General features: G+C 63.5%; 12 protein-coding genes. 3 read left to right on the top strand and 9 right to left on the bottom strand.

Features of this window, described 5'->3' with window-relative positions:
* Positions 1–9 precede the first annotated feature (9 nt).
* Positions 10–366, bottom strand: a complete 357-nt coding sequence (locus tag B0E55_RS20820; protein WP_020907776.1) for a hypothetical protein — start codon at positions 364–366, stop codon at positions 10–12.
* A 189-nt stretch (positions 367–555) separates the two neighbouring features.
* On the opposite strand from B0E55_RS20820, the gene B0E55_RS20815 reads away from it, so the two are divergent.
* Positions 556–894 (top strand): RNA polymerase-binding protein RbpA, encoded by a 339-nt coding sequence (locus tag B0E55_RS20815; protein WP_019748472.1) that lies wholly within the window; start codon positions 556–558, stop codon positions 892–894.
* Between the two features lie 427 nt (positions 895–1,321).
* Here B0E55_RS20815 and B0E55_RS20810 read toward each other — a convergent pair whose 3' ends face one another.
* From B0E55_RS20810 to B0E55_RS20785, 6 genes are all read right to left on the bottom strand, one after another.
* Complete coding sequence (locus B0E55_RS20810) at positions 1,322–2,500, bottom strand: PrsW family intramembrane metalloprotease (protein ID WP_080910380.1); 1,179 nt, start codon at positions 2,498–2,500, stop codon at positions 1,322–1,324.
* The gene (locus tag B0E55_RS20805) at positions 2,497–3,150 is read right to left on the bottom strand and encodes a hypothetical protein (RefSeq protein ID WP_241896109.1); all 654 of its coding nucleotides are present in this window, start codon (positions 3,148–3,150) and stop codon (positions 2,497–2,499) included. The genes B0E55_RS20810 and B0E55_RS20805 overlap by 4 nt, the downstream gene beginning before the upstream one ends.
* A gap of 136 nt (positions 3,151–3,286) precedes the next feature.
* Entirely contained in the window at positions 3,287–4,117 is an 831-nt protein-coding gene (locus B0E55_RS20800; protein ID WP_080910378.1) for a hypothetical protein, read from the bottom strand.
* Between the two features lie 92 nt (positions 4,118–4,209).
* Positions 4,210–5,778: an apolipoprotein N-acyltransferase gene (lnt, locus tag B0E55_RS20795; RefSeq protein ID WP_080910443.1), complete on the bottom strand. Its 1,569-nt coding sequence runs from the start codon at positions 5,776–5,778 to the stop codon at positions 4,210–4,212.
* A gap of 37 nt (positions 5,779–5,815) precedes the next feature.
* Complete coding sequence (locus tag B0E55_RS20790) at positions 5,816–7,450, bottom strand: amidohydrolase (RefSeq protein ID WP_080910377.1); 1,635 nt, start codon at positions 7,448–7,450, stop codon at positions 5,816–5,818.
* Between the two features lie 12 nt (positions 7,451–7,462).
* The gene (locus B0E55_RS20785) at positions 7,463–8,023 is read right to left on the bottom strand and encodes an FxsA family protein (protein ID WP_003944915.1); all 561 of its coding nucleotides are present in this window, start codon (positions 8,021–8,023) and stop codon (positions 7,463–7,465) included.
* Positions 8,024–8,273: 250 nt separating this feature from the next.
* On the opposite strand from B0E55_RS20785, the gene B0E55_RS20780 reads away from it, so the two are divergent.
* The gene (locus B0E55_RS20780; RefSeq protein WP_037134396.1) at positions 8,274–8,933 is read left to right on the top strand and encodes a hypothetical protein; all 660 of its coding nucleotides are present in this window, start codon (positions 8,274–8,276) and stop codon (positions 8,931–8,933) included.
* A gap of 37 nt (positions 8,934–8,970) precedes the next feature.
* Here B0E55_RS20780 and B0E55_RS20775 read toward each other — a convergent pair whose 3' ends face one another.
* Together B0E55_RS20775 and B0E55_RS20770 are read right to left on the bottom strand one after the other, a co-directional pair.
* Complete coding sequence (locus tag B0E55_RS20775) at positions 8,971–9,630, bottom strand: response regulator (protein WP_003945024.1); 660 nt, start codon at positions 9,628–9,630, stop codon at positions 8,971–8,973.
* 57 nt (positions 9,631–9,687) lie between these two features.
* Positions 9,688–10,851 carry a sensor histidine kinase gene (locus tag B0E55_RS20770; protein WP_019748480.1) on the bottom strand — a complete coding sequence of 388 codons (1,164 nt, stop codon included), beginning with the start codon at positions 10,849–10,851 and terminating at the stop codon, positions 9,688–9,690.
* 38 nt (positions 10,852–10,889) lie between these two features.
* Between B0E55_RS20770 and B0E55_RS20765 the strand changes: the two genes are divergently transcribed.
* Positions 10,890–11,657, top strand: coding sequence for a TSUP family transporter (locus B0E55_RS20765; protein ID WP_080910376.1), 768 nt, complete (start codon positions 10,890–10,892; stop codon positions 11,655–11,657).
* Positions 11,658–11,678: the final 21 nt, after the last annotated feature.

The raw sequence follows: 11,678 nt of genomic DNA, 5'->3' as shown, positions 1-11,678 counted from the left end.
ACACCTGCTTCACCGGAAACGTTCGGCTTCTCGGGCAAGTTCGGTCAACCGTTCACACAACTGTGCGAGTTCCGAACTTTCGGCTCCCTCGGCAACAGCAGTCGCCACATCTTCGGCGGCGCAGCGAACCTCGAACATCCGATCCACCAGTTCGACGGCCTCGACGGCGGTCAAGATGACGGCGTCAGCCGGGATCGTCGTGCCCTTGACGGCATTGCGCTGCTCGTACGCGCGCTGGCGACAAGACTGGCTGCAGTACCGGCGACGACGACCCACTCCCGTCACCGCGACCTCGCGGCCGCACCACACACACGGGTTTCCGGAACGCGCAGTCTGCGGTGATCCGACGCGTGTGCTCTCAGCCATGAGTCGACACTGTACTCGAGATTCGGACGCCTTCGATGAACGCGCGCGGTACCCGGTAAGATGGAGAGGTTGCGTCTTCTCGCCACACGGGAACCAATCGGGTGCTCGTGGCGTTGTAGATGAGTGTGAGCGTCTACTCCCCAAGTCAGGGCGCCCACCAGCGGTGACGAACGAAGAGAGGACACCACCATGGCAGATCGCGTACTTCGAGGTAGCCGTCTCGGAGCTGTGAGCTACGAGACCGACCGTGACCATGACCTCGCGCCCCGTCGTATGGCCAAGTACAAGTGCGAGAACGGCGAGATCTTCGACATCCCGTTCGCGGACGAAGCCGAGATCCCCGGCACCTGGTTGTGCCGCAACGGCCTCGAAGGCGCCCTCATGGAGGGAACTGCCCCCGAAGCCAAGAAGGTCAAGCCTCCCCGCACCCACTGGGACATGCTGCTCGAGCGTCGCTCGGTCGAGGAACTCGAAGAGCTCCTCAAAGAGCGTCTCGATTTGCTGAAGGCCAAGCGTCGCGGCGCATGAACTAGCACTTCGATCAAGACCGTCCGGTTCTACACCGGGCGGTCTTTCTCGTTCTACGGGGAGTGATCGTTCACAAGTCGACGTCATACTTCGGCCCTTCTTCGACGTGGCAACTTCAGGATGCTTCGCGGTCCTCAAAGGCACTTCAGGACAACGTCATTCAGCATCCAGGCGCACTCGCGAGCCGACAGTGCGCGGATTCGCGATTCGCGCTGGAGAACCATCGGCACTGCTTCGTGCACCAGTGTGAGCTGTATCCCCCACCCCGCGACACACCAAACTTCGGTACCCCACTCACGCCGATCGTGAACTGGTAGCCCAGTCACTCGGCCGGGTTGCTTGCCAAGTGACGTTGGCAAACAACCCGGCCGACTGGGGTGTGGGTAAATGACTTACGGTGCTGAACGGTACTTCCGCTACTTCGCGGTCACCGAGCGGTGCTCTGTGCCGCGGTTCCTTGGCGGAGGCGGGTGATTTCGTTGCGTGATTCGACGACCTGGGAGCTGTCGTCGCCCTTGCTTACAGCAAGGTCGCTGCACAGATCCAGCGCGGCACGAACGATATGTCGTCGTTGGCGACGTTCGGTGCGAGTGGGTGCGGCTTTCGCGTAAGTGCGTTGTTGTCGCCATCCGCCGGCGGCTGTCACCTCGGCGTCGGTCAGGACGCCGGACTCGATTTCCGGGGCGAGAATGTCACGGACGAAGTGGGACTCACGTGGGTGCGCCCAGACGAACGCGATCCACAAGGCAGTGAAAGCGAAGACGATGTCGCCGATCATGATGACGAACACGAGCGAACTGCTGCCGCCGGCGATCGCGAGCATCGAATCCCACACGCCGTGGATCAGGATGGGGGCCACGATCAACGCCAATCCGCGTCCGATCCGCCGGGGCTGGGCCGGGGTGCCGATCAGATAGATCACGCCGGCGCAGAAAAGGGCTGTAAAGAGGGGATGAGAGACGATGTCGGAGTAGGTGCGGGTGGCGATGGAACCGATCAGGCCGTCGGTTTGGTGGGCGCCGAAGCCCTGCGTCGCGCCGGCAATCGAGTAAAGAAAGTCTTCGCTGGTCTGAAATCCCAAGCCGATGAAAGCGCCGAGGAGCAGGCCGTCGGTTGCGGTGCGCACCAGTCGCGGTGCAAGCGCGAGGAGGACGACGATGCCGATGCCTTTGGCGGTTTCCTCCACGAACGGTGCAGAGAGGCCCGCATGCCAGTCCTGAGCCCATACCTGCCCGAAAATCTTCGTGTAGAGCGAGCCGACTGCTCCGTTCGCGGGTACTGCGATAGTGAACGTTGCTGCGGTGGCGCCCCAGATGAAGCCGGTGACCACTAGTCCTACGGGTTGGCGTTCGTAGCGGTCGATGTGCCGGAACCACCATGTCCAGACCGCGGCGCTGATGATGCCGACGATGCCGGCAACGAGGAGTGCGCGCCCGAAGTATCCGGCGAAGGGGGCGAACATCTGCCAGCCTTTGACGAGGCCGAATCCGCACATCCACAGGTATATCCAGAACACGACGTTGCGTGGTTGGAAGAAGTGAAATTTCTCGCCCCAGGCCGTCGTATCGAATGCGCGGGAGCGGGTTTCGAGGAGATCGCTGCTCACTTGGTGTCTCCCTCATGTGTGCCGATGGAGGCGATCATGTCGGTGATTTCTCGACTGCGGGCGGCGATCTGATCGGGTGGGCCGACTACCTGTACCCGAATTCCCTCGCCGTCGGTGACGAATGTGGTCACCGATCCGGCGGACCGCGGAGTGTCAAAGCTGACCTGGACGCCGCTCAGACCCCCGTCGGTGCTGATCGGCTGGCGTGTACCGGAGACCGCAAGCACGGAACTGCCGTTCGTCGCAAGACTCACGGCATCTGTTTGGGAGAGGAGCTCGTCGGCAGTTCCACTGAATGTGTCGGCGTCGACGCTCACGGTGACGGTGCCGCCGGTCAACGTCACACGTGGGAGCGAATCGGACGCGCCATGTTGGTCGGTTCGGAAACCACTCTCGACATTCCAGCCCGCAGGTGCGGCGAAGGAGACCGTTTCGGTCACGGCCATTCGGTCTCCGGCGCCGGTTGGATCTTCGGAGGAGACAGCGGAATCGATGGCGGGCACGATCACGGTCCAGAGCATCCACACCCCCAAGATCGCGAGGGCGTGTGGGAAGACGCGTGTGTCGAGTCCGAGGAAGCGGTGATCCGCTGGTGGACGTCGTCCGTGTATGGGCTCGTGCTTGTGTGCAGTACTCGAAATAACGCTCAATTTCCCTCGTTTCCATTGCACGGCAGGTGCACTGACTATCGCAGAAACGGACAAATTCCGTGCATCAGCCGGCACCTGCCGGTCATCGAGACGATCGTGCACCAAGTTCCCGTCGGCGCGAGATCACCGAGAGCTCCTAGTCGACGGTGAACCGTCGCATCGCCAGATGTCCGAACACGCCGACCAGAATCAACGTAACGCCTGCGGTCACGGAAACGGAGTCGGTCACCAACCCCGCGATGCCGGTCACGGCTACGAACACCGGCAAAAAGTCGAACAGCCTGAAAATCGACTGCGGTGGTTCGGTTTCGAGGCCCTGAGCCTGAGCGGCCTTGTTCGGCGCATACTCGGGGTACCACTCGGTGAAGGAGATCGCGAAGAAGGTTCCGAGCAACTGCAGAATCCATCCGGTCCAGAAGTTGTCTCCGTCGTGCAGCAGTGCGTCTCCGAACAGGCCCACTGCGGCCGACCATGTGAAGGCGAGCGCCCACACTGCGGTGATGACGTAGTTGATGCGCAGAAACAGTGGCGTCGTCCAATACTCTTCAGGCGTCGACTCTTTCGCGTACTGCAAAGTGAAAGGATTGCGGAGCAGGATCGATCCGAAGGCAAAGACCACCAGCGCGATGTTGGTCAGTTCGCCTCCCCAGAGTTCGAACCACCGAATCGTGTTCGCCGACGCGAGGAGGCCGATGGCCGCCAGAACGCCGAAGAACACGACGTCGAAGACCTCCAACAGCTTCACCGTGCCGCCGCGCCGGTGACTGGCCGCCAAGATCAGCAGCGACAACCCGAGCGCGGCGGCCGCGGATTCCTCGAACCTTCCCGGTCCGGAGAGCAAGGACAGCAGGATCCACGGTGACAGCCCCGCGAGCGGTGACTGCAGCACCGCGTCGACGACACTGGTCTTGCGAACTGCAGTCTGGGGCTCGGTCTTCTCAGGCTCGGTTTTGTCTGGCTCGGTCACAGGAGGCCGCCTTTACGCAGGAACGGGTGGCACAGCGAGTACCCGCGTAGGCGCCCCTCGGAACATCGGCAGCCCGATATCCGTTGCTCGGGTCAGATTGCCGCAGTCTCCTCAGGCGATTGCTCGGCCCGATCTCGGCGCCGGGCTACCAGCGCCATGGCAATCGCACCGACCGCGATGATGCTGAGCACGATCTCCGGCGCCGGACCTACTCGGGTAGCGAGGGTGGAGCTGGTCGAGAGCGGCACCTTGGCCACAAGTGCCGCCGGCACGAACAGGTCGGTCTGCGAAGTCACTGCCCCGTCGGGAGCGATGATGGCGCTGACACCACTGGTTGCGGCCACAACGACGGCACGGCCGTGCTCGACTGCCCGCACACGGGACATTGCCAGCTGCTGATACGTCATCTCGGTGTCCCCGAAGGTGGCGTTGTTGGTCGGTACTGCCAGCAGCTGCGCACCATTGCGCACCGATTCCTGGAACGCCCGGTCGAACGCAACCTCGTAACAAGTCGCGACGCCGATCGGTACACCCGCTGCTTGGACAACGCCGTTGCCCTCGCCGGGCACGAAATTGCCCGCACGATCGGCGTACGAGGAGAAGTTCCGGAAGAAGCTTCGGTATGGCAGGTATTCACCGAACGGCTGGATGATCTTCTTGTCGTGCTGTTCCTGAGGACCATTGGCGCCGTCCCACACGATCACTGAATTGGTGGTCGTACGATCGGCATTCACGAGTACGGTGCCGACAAGAATCGGGGCTCCGATCGCTTCGGAGGCTCGGGTGATGTCGGCCGCGGCATCGGCGTTTCGCAGGGGGTCGATGTCCGAGGCATTTTCCGGCCAGATCACGACGTCAGGCTGATCGACGCGGCCCGCGTCCACCTCGGCTGCCAGTTTCACGGTTTCGGTGACGTGGTTGTCGAGGACCTGCTTTCGTTGCGAGTTGAAGTCCAAGCCCAACCGCGGAACGCTGCCCTGGATCGCGGCGACGGTGATCGTTCGGTCGCCGGAATCCATGGTGGCAAGAAACGGCGACACCACGAGAGCAACGATCACGGGCACGATGGCGGCGGCAACGGCTCCGAAGAATCCTCGGTCCCATCGTTTTGCCGCGACAGCGACGACGACTGCTGCCAAGCCGGTACCGGTCAGGGCCACCGCGAAGCTGAGCAGCGGCGCACCGCCGATACTCGCGAGTGGGAGGAGCCACCCTTCGGATTGACCGAATGCGAGCCTGCCCCAAGGAAATCCGCCGAAAGGGACGCTGGAACGAAGCCACTCGGTAAGCGTCCAGGTCGCGGCAATCCACAAAGGTGCCCAAGGCAACCTCGCCACCAGTACCGCCAGCAACCCGAACAGTCCGATGAACAACGACTCCACCGCGGCCAACGCGATCCACGGGACCGCGCCCACGAACACACCGATCCACGGAAGCAACGGCACCAGGAATCCGAGACCGGCCAGGTACCCGTAACCGAAGCCGGCACGAAGACGCAATCCGCCTCGACCGAAGTTCGTCAACACGCACGTCAGAAGAGCGATCCCGACTGGCGCCAGAAACCACAGCGGACGAGGTGGGAACCCGGCGAAGATCAAGAATCCGCCTGCGGCTGCGTACAGCGAACGTAGCCATGCCGAACCGGTGAGCACAGCGTTCACGCGGGAGCGATCGCTGCTGGGCGCCTCTGCGCCGGCCTCACTCACTCGTCGAGCCGCGCTGGTAGACGACGCGTCCGCGATGCACCGACTTGATGCAGACCGGAATCGGCGCATCTTCCGCCAGCCTGGGCAGAGCGGGTACTCGCGAGCGCGGATCGGTAGACCATCGCTGGACCGAATCGGCCGGTGCACTGACTTCGAGTTCGCCTGCCGCCCACAACACGTAGGAGGCGGGTGCACCCGGATTGAGCGTTCCCGCGGCGCCGTCCCGCACTCCGCCCGCGCGCCAGGCGCCGCGCGTTGCGGCGGAGAAGGCCGCACGCGGTGAGATTCCACTTCCGTCGGTGCGGTGCTGGACAGCGGCGCGCAGCATCGCCCACGGCTCGATGGGGGTGACCGGGGCATCGGAGCTGAATGCGAGCGAGACACCCTTACCGGCAGCAGGTGCAAACGGATTCAACGCTGCTGCGCGGTCGACTCCCAGGCGCGTGGTGTACAGACCGTCGGTACCGCCCCACAGTGCGTCGAACACCGGTTGGACGCTCGCGATGACACCCAAGGCCGCGAAGGTTTCCGCGTCAGCCATCGACATCATTTCCGCGTGCTCGAGGCGGTGACCCAACGCGGCGACCTTGGGGCCACCCAGTTCGTCGGAGACCTTGCGGAACGCGGCCGCTGCCGACGAGACGGCACCGTCACCGATCGCATGGAAGCCGGCCTGGACACCCGCGAGGGTGCAGGCCCGGATGTGTGCGGCGATCGCGTCGACGTCGAGATAGGCGTTGCCCGTCGAATCAGGTTGGTCTGCATAGGGTTCGAGCAGCCACGCGGTATGCGAACCGAGCGAACCGTCGATGAATAGATCCCCGCCGAGTCCGTCTGCTCCGGTTTTGTCGAGGAGTGCGCGAGCATCCTCTTCGGTGTCGACGCGCTCACCCCAGTAGCCCCGAACCTCCACTCCGTGGTCGTGGGCCAGTAGTTCCTGGAAATCGGTCAGTCCCGAGATGTCCGGTCCGCCGCACTCGTGCACTGCGACGATCCCGCGGGAGGCGCACAGATCGAGCGCCGCGGTACGAGCAGACGCGCGCTGAGATTCGGTCAGCAGGTTCCGAGCCGCATTGCGCGCCAGGTGGTGTGAATCGAAGGTCAGCGGGCCGTCGGCCGAGTATCCGGCAGTGTCGGCGAGGCCGGAGATCCCGTCGCGCAATGCGCTCGAGCACGCGGCCGAGTGAACGTCGATCCGCGAGAGATACACCTTGCGGCCAGGGGCAGCCGCGTCGAGATCCGCGGTCGAAGGCGGCGTCTGATCTGCCCACTCGGTGTCATCCCAACCATGTCCCCAGATGACTGCGTCGGGATGGGCAGTTTCGGGGTTTGCCGCTGCGAATGTTCGTACTCGCGAGAGGCATTCGTCCAGTGAGTTCGCGCCCACGAGATCCAGACCGACGAGATTGAGTCCCAATGCAGTGATGTGGACGTGGGTGTCGACGAACCCGGGAGTGACAAACGCACCGCCCAGGTCTTCGATCTCCGCGGCGGGGTGCAACGCCCGTCCGGCGCGCTCGTCGCCGACCCAGACGACGGTGCCGTCGGTGATGGCGATCGAGGTCGCGTCAGGTGCAAATGAACTGTAGATCCGGCCGTTGACCAGCAGACGAGTAGTCACGAGCACCCAGTCTGCCTGTTAGTACTGCGGCCCCCGCGAACGGGTGGGTGTATCCGTGTCCAGAATCTCACCCTCGAGGACGAGTTCCTTGCCGTTGCTTGCTACGTACTCGGTGGTTTCGGGTGTCTCGACGATGATCTCGCCGTCGATCACCTCGCCGTTTCCGCGCATGCGCGCCGCGTAGCCGACGGTTCCGGCGAAGGCGTCACCACCGGCGGCAAATGCTGCTGCGCGCTTGCCTGCCAGGAGCACCGCAAGCGGGCGGAGCGCCCACCGGGTCGGCGGAATCAGAAGCAGAAGGCCCAGAACCGAAGTCACGAGTCCGGGTACGAACATCAACGCGGAGCCCGCCGCGACCAAGGCGCCGTCGGCGACCGCCAGTGACGGCGATCCCTCACCCCTCGTTGCCTTGCGGAATCCGTCCATGACTCGTCGCCACTGTGAACGCATGAGGATCAATCCGACAAGCGAACCGGCGAGAAACAGCAGCACTGTCCAGGCGACACCGATGGCGTTGCCCACGATGACCAATGCGGCGATCTCGACGATCACGTAGAGGAGGAATACGGCGGCGATCATGACGTCCCCTTTCAGACGGTCTATCCGTTCAACGCTCGAGGGGCCGGATTTTCTCCCGACAACGACTCAGAGGTGCAAAACAGGCGAGTGCCGTGAGTCACACGGGCTTTCTCTCGCGCACGTGCGACTTGCCTGGCGTTAACTAACGCTCCGCTAACGATTCTAAACCTCAAGTTGACGTTGAGACTATGCGCGTGGTCAAGTCACTTCGGGCCGCATTTCCCGGCCTCATGAAATGAAGGAGCCCGACATGAGCCGACTCCCCGGCAAGACACTCGCCCGACGCATTCCCGCTGCCATCGCCGGCACTGCCGCCGTCGTGGCACTCACGGCCGGCAGCACGATGATCAGCGCGGGAACCGCGGCCGCAGAACCGGTAGTACCCGAAGGAATTGCCGCGCTGATCGCGCAGGCCGCAGCCATCTCCCCCGAAGCCTCTGCTGCTGTTCAGCAGTTGATCGGCACGGCAGGCGCTGATCAGATCACGACCGCCCTCGATCTCCCGGACGTCGGCGTCACCAAGCCGCAGTCGTTCATGTACCCCGCACCGACGGTCGGGTGTGGCGTGGCCGGTGAACCTGTCACCGTCACCCTCAGCTCCGCACAGGCCGGTCCGAACTTCCCGTTGCCGCCGTGGGTCGAGGCCGACCATCTCCGGTTCCAGGCAATCCCGGGTTACGTCGGCATACCCAAGACCTCAGGGTTGAGTGTTGCCTGGATCAACGTCGGCACCTTCAAGGGTGGCATCGTCCCGTTGGACGAGAAGTTGCCCGTACTCGATACGCCGTTGCTCTCGAAGGTCGTCGACACCGGCGACGGCAAGGTGTTTGCCGCTCTGTTCGGCAATGTCGATTACGCAGACGGGAAGACCTGCATCGTGCTGCCAACAGTGGGCGCTTTTGATGCCTGAGCAGAGCGAAACGCTCGCTGCCTGACAGGCGGCTGGCCTACGCGCCCGGAGTTACCAGTCCGGTCTCGTAGGCCAGCACCACCGCCTGCACACGATCACGCAGATCGAGTTTGGTCAGAATGCGTCCGACGTGCGACTTGATCGTCGATTCGGACAGGTACAGCTGCTGTGCGATCTCGATGTTCGACAGTCCCGTGGCCACGTGCCCGAGGACTTCGCGTTCGCGTTCGGTCAGGACGTCGAGAACCACCGGATCGCGTCGCGGCGCCGGACCGTCCACGATGAACCTCGACAGCAGACGACGTGTCACCTTCGGGGAAACAACCGCATCACCGGCCGCCACGCTGCGGATAGCCGACACGAGGTCCTCGGGCGGGGTGTCTTTGAGAAGAAACCCACTCGCTCCGGCACGCAGGGCGCCGAGCGCGTGTTCGTCCAGGTCGAACGTCGTCATGACCAGGACCCTGGATTCGATCCCGGAGGCAAGAATCTGCTCCGTCGCTTTCACACCGTCGACAATCGGCATCCGCACATCCATCAACACGACGTCAGGCTTCAGCGCCACCGCCGCTGCGACCGCCGCGGCTCCGTCACCGGCCTCACCGATGACCGAGATGTCCTCATGTGCTTCGAGCACCATGTTCAGGCCCATCCGCATGAGTTCCTGGTCGTCGACTAGCAGCACGGTGATGGGCACGGCGTAAACCTATCGGGCCTGAGACGTCGGTGCCAATGCGATTGCGGCGAGCCGGTATCAATCGTGGATCTCGAGCGGCAACTCTGCGTACACACGCCAACTGCCGTCGGGGCGTCGTCCCGTCTCGAGTGTCCCGTGCAGTACCGCCACCCGCTCACGCATGCCGACCAATCCGTTGCCCGAACCGTGAGCGAAGGTCGAGCTCGACGTTCCGTTGTCGACGACCTCGAGCAGTACCGCGGTCTCGGTGCGGCGCACGGTGACCCGGGCCTTCGGGTTCGCGCCGGCGTGGCGGAGGACATTGGTCAATGATTCCTGAACGAGGCGATGAATGCCCAGGCTGACCGATGGACTGACGTCGTCGAGCTCGCCGGTCAGCTCGAGGCGCACGCCGAGACCGGCAGCACGCATCATCTCGACGACCTTGGCGATGCCGGCCGTTCCGTGTTGCGGCATCAAATCGCTACTGACCTCGGTGCGCAGAAGCGAGACGGTCCGGCGAAGCTCGGCAAGCGCGTCACGTCCGGTGCTGGAGATGTTGCCGAGCGCCTTCTTCGCCAACGCCGGATTGGAATCGACGGCGTACGAGGCGCCGTCCGCCTGAACGATCATCACGCTGACCGCGTGTGCGACGACGTCGTGGAGTTCGCGGGCGATCCGGGTTCTTTCCGTCGCCACCGCATCCTCGGCGCGGCGGTCTCGTTCGTATTCGGCCACTTCGAGTCTGGCGGCCACTTCCTCGTCGTAGGCACGTCGCGCGCTCAAGAACTCGGCGGTGATCCAGGCCAATGCATAGAGCAGCGTCGCGATGATGATCGTCAGGATCACGTCTTGGCGGATGACGAGCAACGAGAAAGTCATGTCCAGGGCAAGGAAGCACGCGAATATCGCCCCGGTACGCCGATCGACGTACGCAACGAGTGTGTAGAGCGAAACTCCGAGCGCCAACAGGCCTGGATGTTCCGCAGCCGGATCCCCGGTCGCCCACATCATCAGGGTCGCGAAGTACGACATCGACAATATGGACGCAGCGGACACACGCGGATATTTGCGACGCCACACGACGGGAAGGCAGATCAGAAATCCGACGACGAGCTGAGGCCACCGCTCCTCACGCGGCGAACTGACGAACGTGACTACCTCGAGCGCGAAGAACACGAGCGCCAGCGCGCTGTCCGCGATCATCGGCTTTCCTCGCAGCCACAGGCTGAACCTCCGCATGTGCTCAAGAGTGTCACAGCTGTGAAAGAGTCACCGCCGTGGATATTGCTGATTGGGGACTGCTGATGACGGCAGCAACGGCGGCGGGTTGGGTGGACGCCGTCGTCGGCGGCGGCGGATTGATTCTGTTGCCCGCGCTCTTTCTGGTCGCCCCACAATTGACCCCGCAGGCCGCACTGGCCACCAACAAACTGACGGCATTCACCGGGACGAGTGCTGCGGTGTACACGTTCTCGCGTCGAATCCCGATGCAATGGCGGCAGATGGCGCCGGCAGCCGCCTTGGCAGCGGTGACGTCCGCGTGCGGGGCGGCGGCCGTTTCACTGATCGACAAGAAGTACTTCATTCCGATCGTGATGGTCGTACTCGTCGCTGTCGCCGTCTTCGTGACAATGCGGCCGACGCTGGGCACCACGATCGCCACTCATCGTCCGACGCAGCGCAAGACCGTCCTCGTCCTGCTGCTCTCCGCCGGACTCATCGGGCTTTACGACGGTCTGCTCGGACCCGGCACCGGCACTTTCCTCATCATCAGCTTCGCCACCTTCCTCGGAACCGAATTCGTTCGAAGCGCGGCCATGGCGAAGGTGATCAATCTCGGTTCCAATTTCGGCGCGCTCGCCTACTTCGCCGTCACCGGGCATGTCTGGTGGAGTTTGGGTTTGGCGATGGCGGTGTGCAATGTTCTCGGCGCGGTCATCGGTTCGCGGATGGCGCTGAGCAAGGGATCCGGATTCGTCCGGATCACGCTGTTGGTGGTCGTGATCGCCATGGTGATTCGCCTCGGATGGCAGCAGTTCGGTTGAGATCGGCGGTCGTCGGCTAGC

The sequence above is a fragment of the Rhodococcus sp. 66b genome, from assembly GCF_002076325.1.
Taxonomy (GTDB): domain Bacteria; phylum Actinomycetota; class Actinomycetes; order Mycobacteriales; family Mycobacteriaceae; genus Rhodococcus_F; species Rhodococcus_F erythropolis.
Note: the sequence above shows the minus strand (reverse complement) of the source record. Positions and strands in the feature narration are given on the sequence as shown.

Bases quoted from the DNA above. Each gene is read 5' to 3' on its own strand.
- B0E55_RS20820 (WP_020907776.1), bottom strand. From the start codon at position 366: ATGGCTGAGAGCACACGCGTCGGATCACCGCAGACTGCGCGTTCCGGA.
- B0E55_RS20815 (WP_019748472.1), top strand. From the start codon at position 556: ATGGCAGATCGCGTACTTCGAGGTAGCCGTCTCGGAGCTGTGAGCTAC.
- B0E55_RS20785 (WP_003944915.1), bottom strand. From the start codon at position 8,023: ATGATCGCCGCCGTATTCCTCCTCTACGTGATCGTCGAGATCGCCGCA.
- B0E55_RS20780 (WP_037134396.1), top strand. From the start codon at position 8,274: ATGAGCCGACTCCCCGGCAAGACACTCGCCCGACGCATTCCCGCTGCC.
- B0E55_RS20770 (WP_019748480.1), bottom strand. From the start codon at position 10,851: ATGCGGAGGTTCAGCCTGTGGCTGCGAGGAAAGCCGATGATCGCGGAC.